This window comes from Terriglobia bacterium (assembly GCA_020072845.1).
GTDB lineage: Bacteria > Acidobacteriota > Terriglobia > Terriglobales > Acidobacteriaceae > JAIQGF01.
In genome coordinates this window covers 180,268-204,701 of the sequence record JAIQGF010000008.1, presented here as the reverse complement: position 1 = coordinate 204,701, position 24,434 = coordinate 180,268, and the positions used below count along the sequence as shown (strand labels likewise).

At 61.4% G+C, this 24,434-nt stretch carries 22 protein-coding genes; 7 read left to right on the top strand and 15 right to left on the bottom strand.

Features of this window, described 5'->3' with window-relative positions; genetic code table 11:
* The first annotated feature begins 172 nt into the window (after positions 1-172).
* Complete coding sequence (locus tag LAN70_08525) at positions 173-397, top strand: DUF2934 domain-containing protein (GenBank protein MBZ5511204.1); 225 nt, start codon at positions 173-175, stop codon at positions 395-397.
* A gap of 39 nt (positions 398-436) precedes the next feature.
* On the opposite strand, the gene LAN70_08520 is transcribed toward LAN70_08525, so the two are convergent.
* Entirely contained in the window at positions 437-1,213 is a 777-nt protein-coding gene (locus LAN70_08520; protein ID MBZ5511203.1) for a dienelactone hydrolase family protein, read from the bottom strand.
* A 72-nt stretch (positions 1,214-1,285) separates the two neighbouring features.
* On the bottom strand, positions 1,286-1,795 hold the full coding sequence (locus tag LAN70_08515; protein ID MBZ5511202.1) for a cupin domain-containing protein: 510 nt from the start codon (positions 1,793-1,795) through the stop codon (positions 1,286-1,288).
* A gap of 192 nt (positions 1,796-1,987) precedes the next feature.
* Here LAN70_08515 and LAN70_08510 point away from each other — a divergent pair, with 192 nt between their 5' ends.
* On the top strand, positions 1,988-2,419 hold the full coding sequence (locus LAN70_08510; protein MBZ5511201.1) for a DUF2384 domain-containing protein: 432 nt from the start codon (positions 1,988-1,990) through the stop codon (positions 2,417-2,419).
* Positions 2,420-2,535: 116 nt separating this feature from the next.
* A complete protein-coding gene (locus LAN70_08505; protein ID MBZ5511200.1) occupies positions 2,536-2,985 on the top strand; it encodes an RES family NAD+ phosphorylase in 450 nt (149 codons plus the stop codon).
* A 154-nt stretch (positions 2,986-3,139) separates the two neighbouring features.
* Here the strand turns inward: LAN70_08505 and LAN70_08500 are convergent, their stop codons facing one another.
* Positions 3,140-4,195, bottom strand: a complete 1,056-nt coding sequence (locus LAN70_08500) for a DNA cytosine methyltransferase (GenBank protein MBZ5511199.1) — start codon at positions 4,193-4,195, stop codon at positions 3,140-3,142.
* Positions 4,196-4,219: 24 nt separating this feature from the next.
* Positions 4,220-4,660 (bottom strand): very short patch repair endonuclease, encoded by a 441-nt coding sequence (locus LAN70_08495; protein MBZ5511198.1) that lies wholly within the window; start codon positions 4,658-4,660, stop codon positions 4,220-4,222.
* Between the two features lie 99 nt (positions 4,661-4,759).
* On the opposite strand from LAN70_08495, the gene LAN70_08490 reads away from it, so the two are divergent.
* Positions 4,760-5,191: a hypothetical protein gene (locus LAN70_08490; GenBank protein MBZ5511197.1), complete on the top strand. Its 432-nt coding sequence runs from the start codon at positions 4,760-4,762 to the stop codon at positions 5,189-5,191.
* Positions 5,184-7,187, top strand: coding sequence for a hypothetical protein (locus LAN70_08485; protein MBZ5511196.1), 2,004 nt, complete (start codon positions 5,184-5,186; stop codon positions 7,185-7,187). Before LAN70_08490 ends, LAN70_08485 begins: the two co-directional genes overlap by 8 nt.
* A 164-nt stretch (positions 7,188-7,351) precedes the next feature.
* Here the strand turns inward: LAN70_08485 and groL are convergent, their stop codons facing one another.
* From groL to LAN70_08455, 6 genes are all read right to left on the bottom strand, one after another.
* Positions 7,352-9,019, bottom strand: a complete 1,668-nt coding sequence (groL, locus tag LAN70_08480) for a chaperonin GroEL (GenBank protein ID MBZ5511195.1) — start codon at positions 9,017-9,019, stop codon at positions 7,352-7,354.
* Between the two features lie 170 nt (positions 9,020-9,189).
* Positions 9,190-9,522 (bottom strand): co-chaperone GroES, encoded by a 333-nt coding sequence (locus LAN70_08475; GenBank protein MBZ5511194.1) that lies wholly within the window; start codon positions 9,520-9,522, stop codon positions 9,190-9,192.
* Between the two features lie 526 nt (positions 9,523-10,048).
* Positions 10,049-11,995: an MASE1 domain-containing protein gene (locus LAN70_08470; GenBank protein MBZ5511193.1), complete on the bottom strand. Its 1,947-nt coding sequence runs from the start codon at positions 11,993-11,995 to the stop codon at positions 10,049-10,051.
* 176 nt (positions 11,996-12,171) lie between these two features.
* Positions 12,172-12,456: a type II toxin-antitoxin system RelE/ParE family toxin gene (locus LAN70_08465; protein ID MBZ5511192.1), complete on the bottom strand. Its 285-nt coding sequence runs from the start codon at positions 12,454-12,456 to the stop codon at positions 12,172-12,174.
* The gene (locus LAN70_08460; GenBank protein MBZ5511191.1) at positions 12,453-12,704 is read right to left on the bottom strand and encodes a ribbon-helix-helix protein, CopG family; all 252 of its coding nucleotides are present in this window, start codon (positions 12,702-12,704) and stop codon (positions 12,453-12,455) included. The genes LAN70_08465 and LAN70_08460 overlap by 4 nt, the downstream gene beginning before the upstream one ends.
* A 57-nt stretch (positions 12,705-12,761) precedes the next feature.
* Positions 12,762-14,402, bottom strand: coding sequence for an amidase (locus LAN70_08455; GenBank protein MBZ5511190.1), 1,641 nt, complete (start codon positions 14,400-14,402; stop codon positions 12,762-12,764).
* A gap of 143 nt (positions 14,403-14,545) precedes the next feature.
* Here LAN70_08455 and LAN70_08450 point away from each other — a divergent pair, with 143 nt between their 5' ends.
* Both LAN70_08450 and LAN70_08445 read left to right on the top strand, forming a co-directional pair.
* The gene (locus LAN70_08450) at positions 14,546-16,186 is read left to right on the top strand and encodes an NAD+ synthase (GenBank protein MBZ5511189.1); all 1,641 of its coding nucleotides are present in this window, start codon (positions 14,546-14,548) and stop codon (positions 16,184-16,186) included.
* 92 nt (positions 16,187-16,278) lie between these two features.
* Positions 16,279-17,430: a DsbA family protein gene (locus LAN70_08445; protein MBZ5511188.1), complete on the top strand. Its 1,152-nt coding sequence runs from the start codon at positions 16,279-16,281 to the stop codon at positions 17,428-17,430.
* A 455-nt stretch (positions 17,431-17,885) separates the two neighbouring features.
* Here the strand turns inward: LAN70_08445 and LAN70_08440 are convergent, their stop codons facing one another.
* From LAN70_08440 to LAN70_08420, 5 genes are all read right to left on the bottom strand, one after another.
* Positions 17,886-19,742 carry a type II and III secretion system protein gene (locus tag LAN70_08440; protein ID MBZ5511187.1) on the bottom strand — a complete coding sequence of 619 codons (1,857 nt, stop codon included), beginning with the start codon at positions 19,740-19,742 and terminating at the stop codon, positions 17,886-17,888.
* A gap of 189 nt (positions 19,743-19,931) precedes the next feature.
* A complete protein-coding gene (locus LAN70_08435; GenBank protein ID MBZ5511186.1) occupies positions 19,932-20,321 on the bottom strand; it encodes a hypothetical protein in 390 nt (129 codons plus the stop codon).
* Between the two features lie 173 nt (positions 20,322-20,494).
* On the bottom strand, positions 20,495-21,307 hold the full coding sequence (locus LAN70_08430) for a TIGR00282 family metallophosphoesterase (GenBank protein ID MBZ5511185.1): 813 nt from the start codon (positions 21,305-21,307) through the stop codon (positions 20,495-20,497).
* A gap of 173 nt (positions 21,308-21,480) precedes the next feature.
* Positions 21,481-22,911 (bottom strand): ABC transporter substrate-binding protein, encoded by a 1,431-nt coding sequence (locus LAN70_08425; GenBank protein ID MBZ5511184.1) that lies wholly within the window; start codon positions 22,909-22,911, stop codon positions 21,481-21,483.
* Positions 22,912-23,020: 109 nt separating this feature from the next.
* The gene (locus LAN70_08420) at positions 23,021-24,178 is read right to left on the bottom strand and encodes an anhydro-N-acetylmuramic acid kinase (protein ID MBZ5511183.1); all 1,158 of its coding nucleotides are present in this window, start codon (positions 24,176-24,178) and stop codon (positions 23,021-23,023) included.
* Positions 24,179-24,434 lie beyond the last annotated feature (256 nt).

Below are 24,434 nucleotides of genomic sequence, written 5' to 3'. Positions count from 1 at the left end.
CCCTTCTCAAAACAGAATTTCTTATGGCGCTCATAGAAATTTCTGCCTCGACTCCCGGCCCGGTTTTCCGTATTCTGGAAAATCATCGGAATTGACGAGCTGCCACCGACCGGCGGTTGCGCAGCACCGCCCGTTAACCACGAGCTACGAATCGCTGCTTCTGGAGGCATTCATGAGCGCCGCGCGCGTTCCAAGCAATCCCGCTCAGGCACAGTCCGTCGAAGAAAAGATCCGTCTTCGCGCTTACCTGCTTTTCGAAAAGCGCGGCGCAGAACACGGCCGCGCCCTTGACGACTGGCTTCAGGCCGAGGAGGAAATCCTGCGCAGCGAGCCGAGCGCGCCGCCGGTTCGCCTGACACCGCCCAGGAAATCTCGGACTAGGCGGACCAGCATCTAATTTGTCGCAGCTGAATGATTTGTCACTCAGTACTCGGCACTAGGTACTCGCCTTCAGCAGCTTCAGCCAGCGTTGCCAGGCGTCGTCGTGCGCTTTCTTGTTGGCCTCGTTTCCGCTGGGATCTTCGCCGGCGCGCATGAAGCCGTGTCCGGCGCCTTCGTAGGTGACCGGCTCGTACTTCTTGCCCGCGGCTTTCATCTTCTGCTCGGTGTCGGGAATGGTCGCGTCAATGCGGGCGTCGTTGCCGGCGTAGAAGCCGTACACCGGCGCAGTAATGTTCTTGATCGCGTCATCCGGCGGGGGTGGCCCGTAGAACACAAATGCGGCCGCCAGGTCCTTGCGCACGGTCGCGAAGCGGAACGTCATCCCGCCTCCCCAACAAAATCCCGCGGCCGCCAGCTTGCCATTCGATGCCGGCAGCTTTTTGGCGTAGTCGGCGGCGGCGTTCAGGTCGGCCATCACCTGCTCCGGCGGCAGCTTGGAGTTGGCCTCGCGCGCCGCGTCGCCGCTGGGGAAATCGCTCGACCGTCCGCCACCCGGCGCCATGCCGGAGAGCAGGTCGGGCGCGATGGCGATGTATCCGTTGGCCGCTAGCTGGTCGGCGACGCCGCGCACCCAGTCGGTCATGCCAAAGATTTCATGGATCACCACCACCACCGGCGCCTTCGTCTTCACTTCCGGATAGACGACAAACGCCTGTACGGCGCGGTCGCCGTGCTTGATGGTGACCCACTCGCCGTGACGCGGGCTTTTCTCCAGCTTGGCCTTCGCCCAGTCTTGCGCCGACGAGCACGTAACGCACATGGCCGCGAACATCAGCAGGCAAGCGACTACTCGCAATGGTGTCATGGCAACTCCAGATGCTCCAGATGGCAGAAGGTTGCGCCGCTACTTCTTGTTTCGCGGATCGTCGCTCGGATTGATGTAGTTGAACTGCAGCGGCGAGGCGCCGTGGATCTGCACCACCGTCGCGCCTTTCATCTTGACGTAGTGATGCATGCTGGGGTCGAGATAGGCAAAACTGCCCGCCGCCAGCGTCGTCATTTTGCTCTCGTCGATTTTGTCGCCCATGCCGAGGCGCATCGTGCCCGAAATCACGGTCACGTTCTCGCGCGCGGGATGCCAATGCGGCGGCACCACGTAGCCATCGGGCATTTTCACGCGCACCGTGAAGTCGCCGCTGCTGGCGCCGGGATCGCCTTCCAGCACCGCCACCTGCGCGCCCGGCGGGATAAACGGCGGCGCCGCTCCCCATTGCATCTGCGGCTGCGTGTAGACGTGCCGAGCTTCGGTTTTTGCCGGCTGGGACTTCGCCGATTCCTTCGACTTCATCGCCGCCTGCTGCCCCACGGCGGCAATCGCCAGCACCAACAATAGTGTGATCGAGAAACGTCGCATGCCATCCTCCTGATTGTGCGGGAGCATACGTGACGGTGGCAAAAAAGGTCAAGGCGGCACCGAGTACCGAGTACTGAGTACCGAGTGCTGAATGGCGCGCCAGAGCCTGCCCCCTAGAAAGTGGACACAATGCCGACAAATTACTGGCAACGTGTCCAACCGTATGGCATACTAATCTGCAGGACGGGACACATGGCAACGGCAACAGCAAAGCGACTGCGAGGTTATTTTCAGGACCTGCTCGGGGCAGGAACGGCCTCGGAGCAAAAAGTGGTTGACCTGGTGGAAACCGGTCTTCCGCTCAGCGTGCTGAATCGGCTAATGCAGCGGGGGTTGTCGAAGGGGGAGTTGTTCGAAGTCATTATCCCGGCACGCACGCTGAAGCACCGGAAAAGCAAGCGTCAGCCGCTGTCAAAGGAAGAATCGGAGCGAGTGGTGCGCACGGCGCGCATCCTGGCGACTGCGAATGCCGTGCTGGGCGACGACAGTTCGGCGCTGTCATGGTTGCGCTCGCCGAAGAAGCGCTTCCAGGGCCGCGCGCCCATCCAGTTGCTGGCGACGGAACCCGGTGGGCGCCTGGTGGAGGAGATGCTGATCCAGATTGACGAAGGCATGTTCGCCTAGAACAGTCGTCAGTCCTCAGTCGTCAGTCTTCAGCCAGACGAACCCCAATTTTTGTCATTCCAGCCCTGAGCGAAGTCGAAGGGGAGGAATCTCGGTTTTCGACGCTTCACTAGCCTATGGTCCTGTGGCGGATCAGCAATCACCGGACGCTGGACGGACGCGGCGGACTCAAGGCGTCGGCGCGATGGCACACCCGGGGCCGGCCGATTGTTTATTTGGCAGAGACGGCCACCGGGGCACTGACGGAAGCGCTGGTCCACCTGGAACTCGATCCCAACCATCTCCCCCGCAATTACAAGCTCCTGAAGAGCGAAGCTCCTGACGGCATCTCCATCCGAAGCGTCACCAAGGCCGATCTTCCGAAAAATTGGGTGGAGGACGAAGTTGCCACGCGCACCATCGGCGACGAGTGGCTGACGTCGAATGAGACCGCGCTGTTGCGTGTCCCGTCTGCCATCGCCCCGGAATCCTTCAACGTTCTGCTGAACCCCATGCACCGCGAGGCGGCGAGAGTGGTTGTGGTGGATTATCGCGACTATCCGTGGGATCGGCGGCTGCTGGAGTAACCGAGTCTTCCTGACGACTGAAGACTGACGACCGACGACTGCCTTTGCTGACGACTGTTCCCGGGCGGTTCGAGCAGGGAAGAGGAACTACCCCTGTGATGCGGGGCGGATTATTTGAGGGGTGAGGACCGAAATGGGAACGAGGGTGAAAAGTTCAGGAGCAGTCACGCGTGACTTTTCGCAACTCCCTCGCATGCCTTGAAATGAACTCCGGTGGTAGCGCGTTCCCAATCATTGCGGCAATCGCCGATTTACCGTCCCTCACATGAAACCTGTAACTCTTTGGAAAGGACTGCAGCAGTGCCGCTTCTCGCAATGTGATCGACCTATTCTCCTGCGGGTGTAAGAATCGCCCTTTTGATGGATTTGTGCAGCCGCTAGTAATTGTGGGTGCCACATCGTCCCATTTCATTCGGCCGTACACGTCCCTGAAGCCGTTACACTCGTGATGGCAAGGCAATTGAAGGCTGTCCTCCAGATCACCTCTGCTACCGCCGTCTTTTGGAATCAGCGAGATCAGTGTTTTTATGCCCGGATTTCGTCGCTCCGGGATATTGTGCAAGGAATCACGGCTTCTTCCAGCCTTGGGCAGCGATCCGATCGTTTGCTTTACGGTTGCACGTTCAGGCTCCGGCAAAGCAAAGTTCACCGGTCCTAGCCTACTAGCCAATAGAATTAGTCTTTTTCGGCGTTGAGGAACTCCAAAATCTGCGGCGTTTAGGACCCGGTATTGGGAAAAAAAACCAAGCTTCCGTAGCTTGGCCACCAACGATAACCACCTCCGGTCACAAGCCAGTCCCGGAACGTTTTCAACCATCACTGTTCTCGGAAGCAGCACGCGGACGAAGCGCATCACTTCAGTAAGCAAGTCTTTTTCTTTTCGCGCGATGATTCGCCGTCCGCGATTTAGCGTACGCATCGTCGAGAATGCTTGGCAAGGCGGGCACGCAGCGAGCAAATCCAATTCTCCGCGTTTCAGTCGAAGATCCTGGAGAAGTGTCTTTGCTCTTACGTCGCGGATATCTTCTTGCCAGATATGGACTGCAGGATGGTTACTGCGATATGTACGGGCTGAAACCGGGTCGTTCTCAACAGCACCCAGAACGCGAAACCCAGCCCTTTTCAAACCCGTCGTCAGGCCGCCACACCCAGAAAACAGGTCGAGCGCGGTGTACGAACGGCTACGTGAAGGCTTGCGCGGGCGCGGCATTCTTGGGGTAGTCTAGCACCATTGTCAATGACGTTTCCGCGCCGCTGTGCCGCCCTCGATACGTGTGAGTAGCCGTGCCAGGGTGGCGTCGACATGCGATTTCCGCAACTGGCATTGCCAAACGGTGAGGACTGTCCATCCTAAGCGCCGGAGGGCGGTAGCGGTACGGCGATCTCGGGCCGCATTACCTGTAATTTTTTTTCGCCAGAACAGGCTGTTACTCTTCGGAACCGATGCCCTGGTGCAGCCCCGATGACCATGCCAGAAGCAGCCGTTCACAAATATCGCCGTGCGGTACTTGCGCAGAGCCATATCGGGTCTGCCCGGCAACGTACGCACATGAATGCGGTAACGATATCCGTGCCTGTGCAGAAAAGACCGCACAACGAACTCGGGTGCTGTATTGCACGACTTGATTCGCGCCATAAGCGCGCTTCTCTTGCGACGGGAAATGAAATCAGTCAATGCTTTATGCCCGGAATTCGTGGTACGTTAACGTAGCATTTACCTATAGTTCGGAGGGTACTTTTCACGTAGGCCCTGAAAGGTAGCCACAAGACATCCATGATCGAAAAAACGGACTTTTATCACGGGGCTGCGCTCATCCGCGTAATAGAGGATGCGCGCTGCCGGACAATCCAGAAAACGGATCACGGATACGTTGTAAATCAGTCGACACTGATTTACCCGAAGTATACGACCAAAACCCACTCACCATGGCATTTCACCTTAAGCACCGATGACGTGTCTCGGTTGAGGGATGCGCTTCCATTATTTTCGCGCGCGGTGATTACGTTTATTTGCGGTGGCGACGGAATTTGCGGCGTGCCGCTCGGCGAGCTTAGGTCTGTGACAGGCAGCGAACCATCGTGGATCACACTAACGAGGAAATTCAATGGTTCATACGCGGTCAGTGGCCGCGTCGGTGCACTTTCTCACAAGATCGCACGGAATAGATGGCCAGCCGTCATTTTCGAGGACGAATCTCATGAGTAGCAGTGCCGCTCCCAAACGGTCAGTTATCGCCGATGGCCCGCACACCGCAGAAATTCTTCGGGTGCTGGAAAGCGACCTGGGTCCGGATGGTATCCGGGCCGCTTCTGAGAAGGCAGCGCGAATTATTAACTTGTCGGTAGACCCGATTGCTGGCCAGCCGCCGCAGCCGTCGGATGGGTTGTTATACGGCCTGATCCAAAGCGGAAAAACCAGCATTCTGACTGTCGCTGCTGCGATGGCCGTTGATAACGGATTCCGGTGCATCGTAATCCTCACAACGGACAATGACCCGCTGTATGACCAAACGCTAGACCGCGTCAAAGCCGCGCTGAGAGGACTCAACGTGCTCGGCAAGCGGGACTGGCGCGACCCGGCTCGATTCGCGCGCCAACTCCGGACCGGTCCGTTTGCCGTGGTTTGTTCGAAGAATGGCAGCATGCTCCACAGCCTGCTCAACGCGTTTAGAGACGCTCGCGCCAGAGGCTTATCGGTCCTCATCATCGATGACGAAGCGGACCAGGCGAGCCTGAATACAAAGACGAGTTCCGGCAAAGGGGTGAGCAGGATCAACCAAGTAATCACTGATTTCCGTGACTATTTTCCGGTCAACACCTATCTGCAGGTCACGGCGACGCCGCAAGCTCTGTTCCTTCAGCGGCCCGATCATCGCTACAGACCATCGTTTTCCGTCATAAGCGAACCCGGCAAGGGTTATGTCGGTGGAGACGCATTCTTTGGCAGCGGCAGAGCAAGTCTGCTACGGATCGTCGATTTGGCAGAAGTTTCGAACCTAAAGGCTCCTGCGCAACCGTCACCGACAGGCGCCTTACCGCGCGGTTTGAAGAAAGCTCTGTACACATTTCTTGTCAGCGCTGCAGCGAAGGTTTTGGAGCGCCCGACCGAGGGGTTTGCTTTCCTCTGCCACGTGAGTGTCAGTACCCGCGACCATGCATATATCGTGTCGCTAATTGATTCCTTCAAGTCTAATACCGTGGCTACGCTACAGGCGAAGGGATCTGCTAAGCATCTGCAGTTGATGAAGGACCTGCGTGATGCCTATGATGACCTTTTTGGGACTGACGCTACGCTCGCAGCGTTTGACAAAATAGTCGACAGGATCGAGTTCTACATCAATGGCGCCAACATTAAGCTGGTTAACGCGAGATCTAATGACGAGATCAAGCTCGATTCTGTGTTCAACCTTTTCGTCGGAGGTAATAAGCTGGGGCGCGGAGTAACCATCAAGAATCTGCTGGTGAGCTACTATGGGCGGAATCCCCGTACCCCAAATGCCGATACCGTGCTTCAACATGCCCGTATGTACGGCTACCGCGAGCATGACCTAGGAGTGACTCGGTTGTTTCTGCCGCAGCGTCTGGCTGATCACTTCACGTCAATACATCAAATGGAGACGGCACTGCGCGACTTGCTGCAGGCTTATCCTGAGGGCTGTTTTGAGGGAATTTACGTCTCGGGATCGTGGCGACCAACCCGACGTAACGTTTTGGATCCAAACTCGTTAGGCTTCTACGTCGCTGGGAGCAGTTGCAATCCAGCTTATCCGCTACGCTCAACCGCCGTGGAGCGTGATACTGCATGGCTCGACAGCCAATTTTCGGGTATCGGCGATGATGAGCCGTTCCAGACCATCACAATCGACCGCGTCATTGAATTGACAATGAGGTGTCACCACGATCCGGCTCATGGTGCGCAGCTCTGGAATCACGAAGCATTGCGTGCCGCGCTTGACATGCAGAAACAGATGAAGGGGAACGGGGCATACCTAGTTTTGCGGCGAGGACGCAATCTGACCCAACCGCGCCGCGAAAGCGCAGGAATTCTCACTGGGGGTGAAGAAGCGCTCGCACCTCGCGACGCCGTCACACTGTTTCTGTATCGGCAGAATCGTACGGCAGCCGGTGAAGCTGCAGTGTGGTGGCCGCAGATTCGCTTCCCAGATGGAAACTACGTCCTTGCGTTCAGTTTTGATTGGTAGACAACAGCCGCTTGCCCCACCGTTTGCGGTATTCGAAGGGTGGGATTGTCGCGCTCTGATCCGCGTTCATCCGCGTTAATCAGCGGCAAACAAGAAAAGCCCCGCTCTCGCGAGCGGGGCCTTGTTTTCGCTAGCAACTAGAAACTAGCAACTAGCAACTGCTTTTAGTACATGTCTCCCATCCCGCCGTGGCCGCCGGGCATCGACGGAGACTTCTTGTCCTCCGGGATCTCGGCGACGAGGGCTTCGGTGGTCAGCATCAAGCTGGCAATCGAGCCCGCGTTCTGCAGCGCGGTGCGGGTGACCTTGGTCGGGTCAATGACGCCGGCTTTTACCAGGTCCTCGAAGTCGCCGGTCTGCGCGTTGTAGCCGAAATTCGCGTCCTTCGCCTCGCGAATCTTGCCCAGCACCACCGCGCCTTCGTCGCCCGCGTTCTCCACGATCTGGCGCAGCGGCTCTTCCAGCGCGCGCTTCACGATGTTGCCGCCAATGGCTTCATCACCGTGCAGCTTGAGCCTGTCAATGGCCTCGACGCAGCGCACCAGGGCCACGCCGCCGCCGGGGACAATACCTTCCTCGACTGCCGCGCGGGTGGCGTGCATGGCGTCCTCGACCCGAGCCTTCTTTTCCTTCATCTCGGTCTCGGTCGCGGCGCCCACCTTGATCACCGCCACGCCGCCCACCAGCTTGGCCAGGCGCTCCTGGAGCTTCTCGCGGTCGTAGTCGCTGGTGGTCTTGTCGATCTGGGCGCGGATTTCCTTCACCCGGCCTTCGATCTCGCTGTGCTTGCCCTTGCCCTCGACGATGGTGGTGTTGTCCTTGTCGATGGTGACGCGCTTGGCCCGGCCCATGTCGGCAAGCTGAACGTTTTCCAGCTTGATGCCCAGGTCTTCGGTAATCGCCTTGCCACCGGTCAGGATTGCGATGTCCTGCAGCATGGCCTTGCGGCGGTCGCCGAAGCCCGGCGCCTTGACCGCGACGGCTTGCAGCGTGCCGCGCAGCTTGTTCACCACCAGGGTCGCCAGGGCCTCGCCCTCAACGTCCTCGGCGATGATCAGTAGCGGCTTGCTGGAACGCGCAATCTGCTCCAGCAGCGGCAGCAGGTCCTTCATCGAGCTGATTTTCTTTTCGTTGATCAGGATGTAGGGGTCCTCGAGTATGGATTCCATGCGCTCGGGGTCGGTGACGAAGTAAGGCGACAGGTAGCCGCGGTCGAACTGCATGCCTTCGACCACTTCGAGCTGCGTCTCCATCGTCTTGGATTCTTCCACCGTGATGACGCCGTCCTTGCCCACCTTCTTCATCGCCTCGGCGATGATGCGGCCGATGGTCTCGTCATTGTTGGCGGAAATGGTGCCGACCTGCGCGATGGCGGTCATGTCGCCCGCTACCGGCTTGCTGTATTTGTCCAGCGCGCCCGGTATGCGGTTGCCGTCCTTGTCCACCGTGCCGGTGATGGCGAAGACGGCCTTCTCGATGCCGCGCTTCAGCGCCATGGGGTTGGCGCCGGCGGCCACGGTCTTCACGCCCTCGCGGAAGATGGACTGCGCCAGCACGGTGGCGGTGGTGGTGCCATCGCCGGCGACGTCGCTGGTCTTGCTGGCGACTTCGCGCACCATCTGCGCGCCCATGTTCTCCAGCGGGTCCTTGAGTTCGATTTCCTTGGCTACGGTGACCCCGTCCTTGGTGATCGACGGAGAACCGAATTTCTTTTCGATGACCACGTTGCGGCCCTTGGGGCCGAGCGTGACCTTGACGGCGTCGGCCAGTATATTGACGCCGCGCAGGATCGCCTGCCGCGATTCCTCGCCATGAACAATCTGTTTCGCCATATCTGTGTATCTCCTCTTCGATGTCTGTGTGGCACAGCCGCCTCGGCTATGCGCAACAATGTCTATTGGTCCGTCGGTCGATCGGTCGATCAGTTTCTCAGTTCGTCAGTGCTTCCGTTTTGCTTCGACTGGTTCTGACCGACAACCGATAACCGATAACCGAAACGCTGTCACCGCCTTGACCCGGCTTTCTCTTCCTTTTCCTTCTTCGATCCGGTCAGGATGCCGAGCACTTCTTCCTCGCGCATGATGATCAGCTCTTCGCCGTCAATGGTGATTTCCGTGCCGGAGTACTTGCCGAACAGAACGCGGTCGCCCTCTTTCACGTCGAGCGGGCGGAGCTTGCCCTCTTCGTTGACCTTGCCTTTGCCGGCGGCGATGATTTCGCCTTCCTGCGGTTTGTCTTTGGCGGTGTCGGGAATGATGATGCCGCCACGCGTGGTTTCTGCTTCTGCCACCCGGCGGACCAGAACGCGGTCATGCAGGGGAGTGAATTTAGCCATGAAACGACCTCCTTTTCAAACGCTACAGCACTGGATTTGATCTTGTTTTCTTACTCTAAGTGGCTGTACTTGCAACCTGATATAGCCGAAATCTGCACCATGGCAAGAGGCTAGCTACATCGAGTGTTAGCACTCTCGCCTGTCGAGTGCCAAGTGTAAATGGCAGGCATTTTGTTTGTCAAGGGGGAGAGGGGGTGCACCGAAAATGGTGCATCCGACAAGGGGTCGAGGTGCAGCCCACATCTGCCAAAATCGGGTAGAAGTGGGGCACCCAGCGCTTCCACCGGCTTAGAGGCCAGCGCTCAACTGCGCACGCGAGGGCGCCCTTCGACTTCGCTCAGGGCAGGCTGTGTGCCACAGAGGATACGTGTGATCGGTCTCACGACAGGTTGGCGGCCGGTTTCGTCTTTCCGGACGCGGCGGCGAGGGGCAGGAAGATGGAGAAGACGGTGCCGGAGCGATGTGGGGTGGTGCGGGAGCGAACGCGGATGGAGCCCGCGTGTTTGTCCACGATCTGGCGCGAGACCTACAGTCCGAGGCCGGTGCCCGCGTCCTTCTTGGTGGTGAAGAAGGGCTCGAAAATCCGGGCTAGGTTTTCGGGCGCGATGCCGTGGCCGGTGTCGGCAACGGTGATGCGTACGCCACGATTCGCCGGTGAGCGCCAGTCCGGCGCCGAGGCGACCTTGATCTGAAGGCGTCCGCCGGGCTGGACCGCATCAATGCCGTTGCTGATGACGTTGGACAAAACCTGACGAATCTCACCCGCCGAGCCCAGCACCTGAAGACGCGCGCAGTAGCGCTTTTCGACCGCGAGGTTCCGGGCCTCGATCCTGGTTTGCAGCAGCGCGAGAATATTATCGAGGAGTTCAGCCGGGTCGAAGCGGACGGGCGCGCTCTGGTCACGATAAAAACCGAGAGTCTGCTTGGTGATGTGAGCGACGCGCTGGAGTTCGGTATCGGCGAGCTCGAGATGCCGGCGGGCGGCTTCCGGGAGATGCTCGGCGGCGCGAGCCAGGTAGAGAAGGTTGGTGACGGCGGCCAGGGGATTGTTGATTTCGTGCGCGATGGTGGCGGCGAGGCGGCCGGCGGAGGCCAGCTTTTCGGACTTGACCAGAGCCTCTTCCGCCTGCCGGCGCAGGGTGACGTCGCGCAGAATGACGGTGTACAGCTTCTGGCCTTCCGATTCCACCTGGGAGATGGTGGCTTCAATCGGGAACTCCTCGCCGTCGGATCGAATGCCGGAGAGCGATCCGGGAGGTCGCATGGCGTGGGTGGAAACGCCGGTCTCGCCGAAGGCCTGAATGTGACGACGATGGATGTCGCGGAAACGAGGGGGAATGAAATGATCGAGGTCGCGGCCGATGGCGTCGGCGGCCGGGCAGCGGAAGATGCGCTCGGCAGCGGAGTTGAACAGGACAACCCGCTGGAAGCGGTCCACGGTGATGATTCCATCCATGGCGGAATTGACGATTCCGCTGAGGCGCTGCTCGCTGCTGCGGAGAGCCTGCTCGGCCCGCTCGCGGCGCCGGGCCAGGTCTTGGACCAAATGTAAGGCGCCTTCGGCGGCTTCACGTTCGGCAATCACGGCGGCCAGCGCCAGTCCGCTGACCGAGATGACAGCCAGGAACACCTGCAGCAAGGTGGCGCCGCGGATGGGGCTCGGCTGAACAAAAGGTCCCAGACCGGTGGCGGTCTGCCAGATGGCAACGGCGGCGATGAGAGCACTGACGACAGCCGAGCCGGCGATTTCAAATCGGATGGCGGCCCAGATGACAAAAGGAAACACCAGGAAGACCAGCACGTTGTCGGCGGCGCCCAAGCCGAAGCGATGGCCGAAGACCAGGAATGCAACCCCCGAGGCGGCGGCTGCCAACCCGGTGAATTCGAGGCGACTTTCAAACTGCAGGCGCGCGAGCCGAGAAAAGCTCAGGATCAGGGGAGCGACGACGATAACGCCCATGGCATCGCCCAAGAACCAGATCAGCCAGGCCGAGGTGAACCCCGACCAGGGTTTCACTCCGGTGAGATTGAGCGTGATGACACCGACCGTGGCCGCAACGGAGGTGCTCAACCCGCCGAGAAGCACCAGCGCCAGGACGTCCTGAAGACGGGGCAGAGCCGCCTGGAATCCCGGAGTCCTGCGCACCAGCCAGGTAGCCACCAGCGCGCTGCCGGTATTTCCCACCGCGATGCCGAAGCAAGCGGCGTGCGGAATCGGACTGAAAAAATTCACCAGAAAGGCGCCCGCCAGGACCGCGGGCCACATGCCATAGCCCCACACCAACAGGGCGGCCAGAGCGATGCCTGCCGGCGGCCAAACAGGGGAAACATTGCCGCTGGTGAAAGGAATGGCAAGACCGATCCTGCCGGCGAGAAAATACGCGGCCAGGACGATGGTAAGCCGGGAAAACAGGACTGCGCGAACCGGCGTGGCGAGGTGGCGTTGCCGCGGATAAGGGAAAGAAGAGAACACGTAACCTCGTCGGGGACGCCTCGAGGCAAGTGGAGACAGGATACACCGGGAGCGCGGATTATGGGGGAGGTGAGAATGCGATTGGTGAACGGAGGTTGAAAAACTAAAGCATTGCCGATTGGAGTGTGTCGCGGGCGAGGGCGGCGGGGCCTACAGGCTGGGAATGTCAGATCGCCTCAAAACGCTTCCGGCCATTGCTGTGCGCCGTGGTAGATGGCGAGGACTACGACGCGGTCCTTGTCAATGGCATAGGCTGCGATGAAGGGCGTGTTGGAAATGACCAGTTCACGGGTGCCGGGTACCCGGCCTGGCCGGCCTACCGTCGGAAACGCGGCGAGATCTTGGATGCTAGTGACGATTTGGATCACGATCCGGGCGGCAACCGGCTCGGAGTTGGACAGCGCGATGTAGTCATGTGCCTGGTCCAGTTGCCGAACCGCCTGTTCCGTCCATTCGATCATCGGCGCGGGCGTCCCGTCCTCTTGAGCCGCTTTGCCACCTGCTCATGGCTGAGCACGCGGCCTTTCCGCATGTCGTCCAGTCCCTTACGCACGAGCGCGTCCTGATACGCGTGCAGCTCGACGTAATTGGAGATGGCCTCATTAATCAGATAGCTTCGCGGACGGTCCTGCGCGGCCGCAAGCGAATCGAGTGCCTCGATTTTGCCGGCATCGGCACGGAAGCTGATGGTCTTTTCGGTGTTGTTCATAACTTAGAAAGTATGCCGGGTATTATTGTGTATTACAAGGCAAATTGGCCTGTGGCCTCAGACCTTCAGGTCGGCGGTGGGGGCGAAGTGCGGCGGCTTGCGGTGGTGCGTTGCCTGCTCGAAGGCGTAGGCGAGCTTGATCAGGACGGGCTCGGACCAAGCCCGGCCAAAGAATGAAATTCCCACCGGCAGGCCGAACACAAAGCCGGCGGGCACGGTGATGTGCGGATAGCCGGCGGCGGCGGGCAGGCCGGAACTGCCGCCGCGGGAGCGGTCGCCGTTGAGCAAATCGGTGGTCCAGGCGGGGCCGCCGGAGGGTCCGAGGAGGGCGTCGAGTTGGTGCTTGTCCATGGCCTCATCGATGCCCTTGGTGCGCGACAGCTCGCGATTTTTCTCCAGCGCGGCGAGGTAGTCCTTGTTAGTGAGCGGTCCCTTGGTTTCCGCTTTCTCGAACAGATCCTGACCAAAGTAAGGCATCTCCTGCTGGCGATGCTTTTCGTTGAACTCGATGATCTCCTTCAACGAGTGGACGGGGGCGGCGGGACCGAGGGCGGCGAGGTAGGCGTTGAGGTCGGCTTTGAGTTCGGTGAGGAAGACTTCCAGGATGGAGTCACCGAAGGTAGCGGGGCCGACTTCGACGGGATCAATGAGCACGGCGCCCTGGCGCTTCATCTCGGCCAGGCAGTCTTCCATCAGGCGGTCCACGGCGTCGCTGAAACCGAAGTTCTTGCGGACGACGCCAATACGCGCGCCGCGCAGAGCGGCAGGATCGAGAAAGCGCGTGTAGTCCACCGCGGGCTTGTCCTGCAGGGGAGCAGTGGCGCTGTCCTGGGGATCGTAACCGGCGAGCACGGAAAGCAGCGCGGCGGCGTCGGCGACGGTGCGCGCCATGGGGCCGGCGGTGTCGTGGGAATGGGCGATCGGGATGATGACCGAACGGCTGACCAGGCCGACGGTGGGCTTGATGCCGACGATCCCGTTGGTGGTGGATGGGCAGATGATGGAGCCGGAGGTTTCCGTGCCGACGGCGACGGCGCACTGATTGGCGGACACGGCCACGCCGGAGCCGGAACTGGATCCGCAGGGATTGCGATCGAGGGCGTAGGGATTGCGGGTCTGGCCTCCGCGTCCGCTCCATCCGCTGGTGGAGCGATTGGAGCGAATGTTGGCCCACTCGCTGAGATTGGTCTTGCCGAGAATGACCGCGCCGGCCTGGCGCAGCCTGCTGACCAGGAAGGCGTCGTGGGACGGAATGGAGCCGAGCAGGGCGAGCGAGCCGGCGGTGGTCATCATGCGGTCGGCGGTGCCGATGTTGTCCTTGATCAGGACCGGGATGCCGTGCAGCGGGCCGCGCGGCTTATGGGTGCGGCGTTCCTTGTCCAAGGAGTCGGCGATCTGGAGGGCGTCGGGATTGATCTGGATGACCGCATTCACGGCGGGGCCGTGCTTATCTTTATCAAGTGCCTGGATGCGCGCGAGGTATCGTTCGGTGAGGCTGCGCACGGTGAACTTGCCCGACGACAAGCCCTGCTGCAGATCGGCGATGGTCATCTCGTCCAATTCGAAGGCCGGAGGTTTTGCCGCAGCGGATGGCGAAGCGGCGTGCGCTGGAGTGTCCGATATGACCGGCGCGAGCATGGCTGCGGCACTTGCGATGGCGGTGGTTTTCAGGAATGAGCGGCGGTTGGGAGACTTCATCGTTGGCTCCAGAGGGCAAGGCGGGAAATTATACCTGCGGACCGGCGGTTTTCGGTCGTCGGTTTTCGGTTATCGGTAATCGGTTGAACAACATTTTCGATTGCCGATTGTCGATTGCCGATGGCCCGCTTTAGACTGAACGGGTGAAGATTGCGCTCGGGCAGATTAACACCACCATCGGCGACTTCAGCGGGAATGGCGGCAAGATCATTGAATTCTCGCGACGCGCGCAGGCGGCGGGCGCCGGCTTGGCCATGTTCCCCGAGCTTTCCATCTGCGGCTACCCGCCGCGCGACCTGGTGGAGAATCCTAGCTTCGTCAAACGCAATCAGGAGATGCTGGAGCGGATCGCCGAGGAGACGCGCGGCATGGCAGTGATCTGCGGGCTGGTGACGCCGGCGCACGCCGCCTCCGGCAAGTCGGTGATGAACTCGGCGGCGCTGGTCAAGGACGGCCGAGTGGGGTTCGTGCAGTCGAAGATGCTGCTGCCGACCTACGACGTCTTCGACGAATGGCGCAACTTCGCTCCGGCGAGCAAGCAGGAACTGTTGCCGTTCTGCGGGCGGCAGGTGGGGCTGACCATCTGCGAGGACGCGTGGAACGACAAAAGTTTCTGGAACCGGCAACTGTACGGCTTCGATCCGGTGGAGGCGCTGATGCGCGGCGGCGGCAACCTGCTGCTGAACATCTCGGCGTCGCCCTTCTACGCGGGCAAGCGCGAACTGCGGCAGAAGATGCTGGCGGCGCTGGCCATCAAGTACGGCGTGCCGGTGGCCATGGTCAACCAGGTGGGCGGCAATGACAGCCTGGTGTTTGACGGATCGAGCGTAGTGATCGCGCCCGACGGCCAGGTGGTGGCGCAGGCGAAGTCGTTTGAAGAAGACCTGATTTTTTTCGACACCGAAAAACTGGCCGGCGACTTGCACCCGCAGATCGAGGGACTGGAGGGCAGCGTGTACGCGGCGCTGGTGCTGGGCACACGCGATTACGTGCGCAAGTGCGGGTTTGAACGCGTGCTGGTGGGACTGAGCGGCGGGATTGACTCGGGACTGACGGCGGCGATTGCGGCCGATGCGCTGGGAAATCAGAACGTGACCGGTGTCGGCATGCCGGGGCCGTATTCCTCGAGCGGCAGCATTGAGGACGCGCGCGCGCTGGCGGCAAACCTGGGCATACGTTTCGAGCTGATCCCGATCACGGAAATCTTCGACGACTACCGGAAGACGATGAAACCGGTGTTCGCGGGCCGGGAAGAAGACGTGACGGAGGAAAACATCCAGGCGCGGATTCGCGGCGCGCTGCTGATGGCGCTCTCCAACAAGTTCGGCTCCATGGTGCTGAGCACGGGCAACAAGTCGGAACTGGCGGCGGGCTACTGCACGCTGTATGGCGACATGGTCGGGGGGCTGGCGGTGATTTCCGATGTGCCCAAGACCCTGGTGTACCGGCTGGCGCAGTACGTGAATGCCCGTAAGCCGGTGATCCCGCAGGCGACGCTGGAAAAACCGCCGTCGGCTGAGCTGCGGCCGAACCAAAAAGACAGCGACTCGCTGCCGCCCTACGACGTGCTGGACGCGATCCTGGAAGACTACATCGAGGACTACCAGAGCGCGGAGCAGATTGCCGAAAAGCGCGGCTTCGATCTCCACCTGGTGCGCAAGGCGATCCGCATGGTGGAACGTTCGGAGTACAAGCGGCAGCAGGCCGCGCCGGGGCTGAAGATTTCCGAGAAGGCGTTTGGTGTGGGGAGAAGATTTCCAATCGCCGCGCGGTGGGATTATTGAAAGACGTTGTCGGTTATCGGTTATCAGTTTTCGGTAAAGCAAGAACTAAGAACCGACAACCGAGAACCGAAAACCGTTTTTGAAAGGAGCGCATGCGCCGATACTTGGCATTGTCCGCCTTGGCCGTGATCGCCGCGCTCGCACTGGCGCAGGCGTCGGCGAAGCCCAAGCCGTCAGCCAGCGAAAACGGAACGTCGTTGCCCTCCAAGGCGACGGCCGACTCGTTCATGCGGCACATGTTCGGCTACGAGACGAACGTTGCATGGACGATCACCGGCATCAAGCCGTCGGAAGCGCCGGGCATTGCCGAAATCGACCTGACCATCAAATCGGCGCAGAACAACGGCGAACGCAAGCTGTTCGTGCTGGCGGGGCACAAACAGGCGATGGCGGGCAACCTGGCGCCGTTTCCCGGCGAAGGGGCACGGCCTTCGGACACGGCGATCAACAGCTTCGTACGGCAGATGATCGGGGGCACGAACCCGGCGATCACGTGGACGATTGCGGATGTGAAGCCGCACGCGGTGTCGGACCTGACGCAAGTGGTGGTGCTGGTGAACACGCCGCAGGGTCGCGGGCCGGTGGCGTTCCTGGTGACAGCCGACGGCAAGCATGCGCTGATGGGCGAATTGATTCCGTTCGCCGCCGACCCGTTCGCGGCCAACCGCACCAAGCTGCAGAAGGGCATCAACGGGCCGTCGCGCGGGCCGGCCAATGCTCCGGTGACGATCGTCGAGTTTGCCGACCTGCAATGCCCGGCGTGCAAGGCGGCGTTGCCGGTGATCCAGAAGCTGTTGGCCGACGCACCCAGCGCCCGCTTCGTGTTCCAGCAATTTCCGCTGACGCAGATGCACCACTGGGCGTTCGCGGCGGCGGAGTACGGCGAGTGCGTGCACCGCGAAAATCCGGCGGCGTTCTGGAAATTCTTGGAAGCAGTGTACGGCGCGCAGGAACAGCTCACCGCCGACACCAACAACACCGAGGATGCGGGCAAGAAAGCGACGGCCAAGCTGCAAGCGCTGGCGGCGGCGGCGGGCGTGGATGGGCAGAAGGTGGCGGCGTGCGCCAATCAGCCGGCAACCGCGGAGCGGGTGAAACAGTCGGTTGAGCTGGGGAAGGAAATGGAGATAACCGGCACGCCCACGCTGTTTATCGGCGGGCGCAGGATCAGCAACCTCGGGCAGTTGCCGCCCGAGCAGTTGAAGAAGATCGCGGATTTCATGGCGACGCAGCAAGCGAAGTAGTTAGAAGTTAGGAGTTAGGGTGGCGGAATTCGCAGGTGATTCAGCGGTTTTGGCCGAGTTGAAAGTCCGCCAGGTTGCTTCGTGCCGTCCCCTTCGACTGCGTTCAGGGCAGGCTCTACGGGACTCTGGGTATTTGTGGATGTTTCCCCAGGGGTGGCGAGTCTGTAGGAGAACTGTGCCGCGCCGCTGGCGCTCGATAATTCTGTTCACTTTTCCCAGCGCTGCCGCGCTGGGCTAACGAATTTCGCCGCTCCGCGGCTGGTTTCGGTTCGCTTTTGGACCACGGCAACGCGCGAAATCAAGCTATGACACAGACTCCTACGGGACTCTGAATTATTTGTGAATGTTCTCCCAGGGCTGGCGCCCCTTCGACTTCGCTCAGGGCAGGCTCTGGGCTACTAGCGTTCGCCCCTACGGGGCTGTGTTTCTACGTACCAACTACCATCTACCATCTACTAGCTGCTAGGAATGGTGATGGTCTTCGGCCTGGCTTCGCGGATGCGGGTCAGGTGGGGCGTGATCAGGATGATCAGCTCGGTGGATCTCTTCTGCGGGTTGTGACTGGAGGTGAGGGTGCCGAGCAGCGGCAGGCGCGCCACACCCGGCAGTCCGGTCAGCGTGTTCTGCTCCTCAACATCCAACATCCCCGCGATCACGCCGGCTTCGCCATCCTTGATGCTAATGGTGCCGGTATAGGCGCGGTTGCTGATCACGGGCACACCGTTGAAGGACTGCGCACTCAGCGCCTTCACTTCAACACTCAATTCCAGGCGGACATCGGTGGCGCCGTGAATCTGCGGAGTCGCTTTGACGAGCAGTCCCAGGTCTTCAAAGTTGAAGGAAGGGAAGGGCGCGATGAAGCTGTTGTTCTGAATGACCTGCGCAATGGCGGGCGAGTTGTAGATGGGGGCGAAGGTCGAGTTCAGGATGGGATAGCGCGCGCCGATGCGCATGGTGGCGGCGTTGCCGTGGGAGGCCCGCAGCGTCATGTGCTGAAGGCTGGAGACCTGCGACTCGTTGCGCGAGAAATTCACCGAAATCGGCGGAACAGCCAGGGCGGTAAGCGTCTGGCCGCCGCCGAAAGTAGCGAAGGGCTGCTGCAGGAGGGGGCTTTGCGACTGGCTCTGGAGTTGCGCCAGCAGGGCGGCAATGGCGGTGGTGTTGGCCGCGTTGATGCCGCCGGAGGCGATGAGTTGGTTGATCGCGTCCTGTACGTTGGGCTGCTGCAACGCCGCCAGCGCCGCAGCGTTCAGGCTGAAAGTCTGCCACTGCAGCGGCATGGTGAGGCCGAAACTGCGCATGAGGGAGCGGCTGATCTCGTAAACCTGGAAGTCGAGCATCACCTGCGGGCGCGATTGATCGAGCGCTGCCAGGAAGGCGGTGGCGGCGTCGAGGATGGGGCGCGGCGCGCGAACCACAAGGGTGGAGGTCGCATTCTGCGGCGTGATGAAGCGGATTTCGAAGACGGTGCGCAGCACGTTGACGATCTCGGAGAGATCCTGCGGGGCGGCCGCGTCGGGCACGAAGAAGGTGCGCAGCGACAAGCGCTCGAACTGGGCGCGGTTTTGCGCGTTGTCGGCATACACGAGGAACTCGCGCGCCGACAGCGGCGTCCAGGAACTCTTGCTCATCAGGCCGGCCACGCGCATGGCGGTGCGGAAGTCGGCGTCTTCCAGGTCAAAGCGAACTTGGCGGCTGACTACGGTTTCGTCGAATTGCGGGGCGACGCCGAAAGCCTTGCCGATGGCTTGGTAGAGGGCGCGGGTATCGCCCCGGAAATGGAAGTCATGCCGCGAATCGTTGAGCGGCTGAAGGCGCAGCTCGCCGGGATCATCCACTACCAGAAATTCGTGTGGGCCCGGCGGAGGCTTGTGTGCGGCGGCGGCGGCGAGCTGCTGCAGGGCGAAGGAATTGTTGGGATCGAGTTGCAGCGCCTGGCGAAACTCGGCGGCGGCGGCGATTTCCTTGTCCTCGAGCAGCAGGGAATTGCCCTTCTGGACGTGATCGTAAATCAACTTCTGGCGGATAATCTCGCGGGCAGTGGCGTACTCAAGGTTGCGCGGGACGACACGGGCAGCGGCATCGAAGGCGTCAAAAGCCTCGTCCGACTTGCCCGCCTTCTGCAGCTTGAGGCCGCGGGCGAAATCGCGCTGACCTTGCTTCAGTTCCTGCTTGGACACGCCACAGGTTGCGGGCGTGCGCTGCTGCGCGCATTGCTTCAACGCTTCCAGGTCGGGATTGGCGGGCTGCGGTGCAGACTGCGCCCAGGCCGCAGAGCAGAACAGGACGAGGGTCGCGGCAAGACGGCGCATGGTTGGAATTGTAACCGCTGGCGGCAGATGCGCAACACGGGCGGTGGGCAGGAGCTTGGTAGAGCAACGCAGGCAAAAGTCGGGATTCAGGCGCGGGACTTGTGAGTTCCGAATCAAGAGATGGAGTCCCAAAAAAATCGCGGGCCTTCTCGGCCCGCGAAAACTGACAACTAGCGACCGGCGACTGTCTTACTCGGTCTTCTTCACGCCTTTTTCGACCTCGTGGCCGACTCCCTTGGTCCCCTTCTTGACCCCCTGGCCGGTTTTCTTGGCTGCCGTTTCCGTGCCCTTCCCCACATCCTTGCCGGCAGCGGCAGTCTTGTCTGCCGCTTTGCCGGTGGCGTGCGCCGTCTTGTGGACGACCTTCTTGGTACCATGCGCGGTGTCCGTGGCGGCAACCTTCGTGGTGTCCGCGGTCTTTGCAGCCGCTTTGCCGGTAGCGTGCGCTGTCGTTTTCGCGGCCTTCGTCGTAGCTTGTTTCGTATCCTTGGCAGCGTCCTTGACGGTCTCCTGGGCATAAACCATTGCCACCAACGACAACAATGCCAAACTGAGCAGTGCGGCTAACGTTCGCTTCATATCGCGTCCTTTCTTTATTCAGGGCTGAAACCCGGAGCTCACATTACAACACCTCCAGGAAAGGGGGAACAGGGCTCAGTCTGGTGCTTGGTTAACACGCTGCACGAACTGGAAACTAGGGTCGCTGGGCGGTTGGCGGATGCAATCAAAGCCCATGATAACTGGTCACTGGGTTACAGGCTGGCGCCCTGGCGGCCGGGGATCATGATGCGCTCCACCGCGGTGGCGCGGCCGGTGACGTCGTCGCACTCCAGGTAAACGCCGCAGAAATGGACGTCGGCGTGGGCGGCCTCCCAGCGCGCCGGCATGTTGGTGAGGAAGCGCTGGATCACCAACTCCTTCTGCACCCCGATGACGCTGTCGTAGGGCCCGGTCATGCCGACATCGGTCTGATAGGCGGTGCCGCCGGGAAGAATGCGCGTGTCCGCGGTCGGGATATGAGTGTGGGTGCCGAGCACGGCGGTGACGCGGCCGTCGAGATACCAGCCCATGGCGACCTTCTCCGAGGTCGCTTCCGCGTGCATGTCAACCAGGATGACTTTGGCCTTGGTTTTCTCGATCAAGGCGTCGGCGACGCGGAAGGGATCGTCGTTCTGCGGCAGGAAGACGCGGCCTTGCAGGTTGATGACGGCGTAGGGGACTTTGCCCACGGCGCCTTCGAAAAATCCCACGCCGGGAGTGCCCGCGGGATAGTTGGCGGGACGCAAGACGCGGCGCGCCGGGCTGTGCGGATTGCCGTTCGCCGACTGGAAATACTCGATGATCTCGCGCTTGTCCCAGATGTGATTGCCGGTGGTGAGCACCGCGATGTTGAGCTCGAAGAGTTCGTCGATGATGGAGGGCGTGATGCCGAATCCGCCGGCGGCGTTTTCGGCGTTGGCGATGACCAGATCAACGGGGCGTTGCTTGACGAACGCCGGCAGGTGCTCGCGCACGCTGACGCGCCCGGGGCGTCCGAAGATATCGCCGATAAAGAGAATGCGCACGGTGGGGACCTTAAACCTTGGATGGTAACACGGGGAAAAACGTCGATGGTCGTTGGTCGATGGTCGATGGGAAAAGAGTCGACGGTCGACGGTCGACGGCAAAGGCAGTCGGTGGTCGTTTGTCGTTCGCAATTTCCGGACGAACTCGGCTAACGACTAACGACCAACGACGTTTACTGGTGCAGTTCGACGGTGGTCAGGAAATCGTAATTGCCCGGCGGGCTGATGGTGAAGTTGCTGGTGCGCCGGGAGTGCACCACCACGTTGTCGAGATACCACAGATCAATGTAGGGCAGATCTTCGGCAAGCAGTTGCTGGAGGCGGGCGTAAAGCTGCCTGCGCTTCTCGGGATCGACTTCGCGGCGGCCGGAGTCGATTAGCCGGTCCACCTCGGGGTTGGAGTAATGACTGCGGTTGGCCCCCGCCGGCGGCGTGAAGGAAGAATGGAAGGCGTACTGAAACATGTCAGGATCATTGTTGCCGCCGATCCAGCGCAGCGAGTAGAGCTGGAAGGCGCCCTTCTGCACGTCGGCAAAAAAGGTGGCGAACTCGAAGGTCTTGATATCGAGTTCGACGCCGATGGCGCGCCATTGCTGCTGCAGTACGGCCGCCAGCAGGCGCGAGGTCTCCTCGGTGGAGGTTTTCATGGTGAGGTGGAAACGCACGCCGTTGGTGGCGCGGTATCCGGCCTGGTCGAGCAATTCGCGGGCGCGCTGCGGATTGCAGTCATAGGTCGGCAGGTCCGAGGTGAAAGCCCACGACTGCGTGGGAAGGATGCTGTAGGCGGGGCGCGCCTCGTCGCGCCACAGGTAATGGATGAGCGGGCGGCGGTCGAGCGCGTAGGCCAGCGCCCGCCGGACGCGCACATCCTTGAGAATGGGATCGCGAAGATTCATCGCCACATAAGCGAGCACGGTGCCGGGAGTCTGCTGGACCACGAGCTTGGGATCGCGGCGGAGGGCGAGCACCATGTCGGCGGTGAGCGAATTGAGCGCGACATCGGCGCTGCCCTTGCGGAGCTCGAGCGCGCGTGTGGTGGTATCGGGCACGACCGTGAAACGCACGCGAGCGACGCGCGGCCGTTCGCGCCAGTACTGCTCATTGCGCTCGATCACCACTTCGCGGTCCTGCTGATTGCTGATTAACCGGAACGGGCCCGAGCCGATCGGGTTGCGGTAGAAATCGGGGCCGCTGCCGTAGGGAACGATTCCGATCGCGCCATTAGCCACGTTCCACAGCAGCGATGCCCAGGGCTCCTTGAGATGAAAGATGACGGTGGCGTCGTCGGGGGCGTCAATGCGGTCCACGAAGCGGTAGGTGCCGGTCTTCACCGTGCGCACGCTGCGGTTCATGATGGAGTCGAAGGTCCACTTGACGTCGCGCGCGGTGAGCGGGCGGCCGTCGTGGAAGCGCGCGTCGCGGCGCAGGTGGAAGACGTAGGTCAGCGGGTCGGGAACGTCCCAACTGGTGGCGAGCCAGGGCTGCAGGTTGAAGTGGTCGTCGCGATGGACGAGCGCGTCGAAGAGCAGCTCGTCAATGCGCTCCGAATAGGCGTCAATGCCGACGCGCGGATCGAGGTTAGTGGGGCTGGTCTCGATGATCATCACCAGGGTGTCGGCGGGCGGCTTTTTCGAGCAGCCGAAAAAAAGCAAGCCACAGAGGACACAGAGGACGAAGAAAACCAAACTACGTGAGCCTCTGTGCCCTCTGTGGTTAATCGGCATTGGTGTAAGGATACGAGATCTTGCCCAGCACGGCGGGGTGCTTGGCGCCGGTGGCGGCGGGAATGTTGGAAGGCACCCGGCGCCAGGTCTGATAGGCGAGGATGGCGAATGCCACCGCCTCCTTGGCCTCCGACGGCAGGCCGAATTCGTCGGAGGTGCGCAGCTTGAGGCCGGTCAATTCGGCGGCGAGCATGGACATGAGCGTGTCATTTTTCGCGCCGCCGCCGGAGATGATCATTTCCCGGAAGCGCTTATCGCCGGCCGGCGCCACGAAGGCGCGCACCGCATCGGCAATCGAGTAGGCGGTCAACGCGGTGGCAGTGGCGACCACATCTTCCTTGCGCGCTCGGTGGCAGCGGCGGAGAAAGCCGGCGACGAACTCGCGCCCGAACTCCTCGCGCCCGGCGGTCTTGGGCGGAGGCCGGCGGAAGAACGGTTGCCGCATGAGTTCCGACACGACCACGTCGAGCACGCGCCCGCGGGCAGCGATCCGCCCGTCGCGGTCGTAGGGCCGGGCAAAGAGGCGCTCGGTGACCGCGTCTATCACCATGTTGCCGGGCCCGGTGTCGAAGGCGATGACCTGCTCGGGCGGCGCTTTTGCGGGAATGGCGGTGAGGTTGGCAATGCCGCCGATGTTCTGCACGATGCGCCCGCGGCGGCGGTGGCGATAGAGAAGGTAATCGAGGAAGGGAACCAGGGGCGCGCCCGTGCCGCCGGCGGCCATGTCGGCGGGGCGGAAATCGCTGACCACCGGGACGCCGGCGCGCGCCGCGATCACCGCACCTTCACCGGTTTGCCAGGTGCAAGCGATGTTGCGGCCCAGGTAGGCGCGCGCTGTGCCCTGGTGGTAGAGGGTCTGGCCGTGGCAGCCGACCAGATCCACGGCAAGGTGCGCATGCTTGGCCGAGGCGCGAACGGCGTCGGCGTACAGATCGCCGAGCAGGAAATTGAGCCGCGCCAAATCGGCGACACTGGCATGGTCTGCGTTCATCATGGCGAGCACGGCCCGGCGAACGCGCGGCGAATAAGGAAACGCCTGGTGGTGGAGCAATTCAAAGCGGGTGCGAAATCCGCGCCCGAGCACGCGCACGACGGCGACGTCAATGCCGTCCGCCGAAGTGCCGCTCATTACGCCGGCGACGATCAAGTTCGCTCCTCAGATTCCCGCTTCACCACCGAGACACCGAGAACACAGAGAATCACCGAGAAATACAAAAAAGGAAAACAAATTCTCGGTGGGCCTCGGTGCTAACGGACTAAGCGTTCGCTGCCGAGACCAGACGCGCTTGTTCGCTCAGCTCCTGCACTTCGTGCCGCAATCGGGCCACCGTCTCCCCGTTGGGCGTAGGCGCCTCGCTCCTCAGATTCCCGCTTCACCACCGAGACACCGAGAACACAGAGAA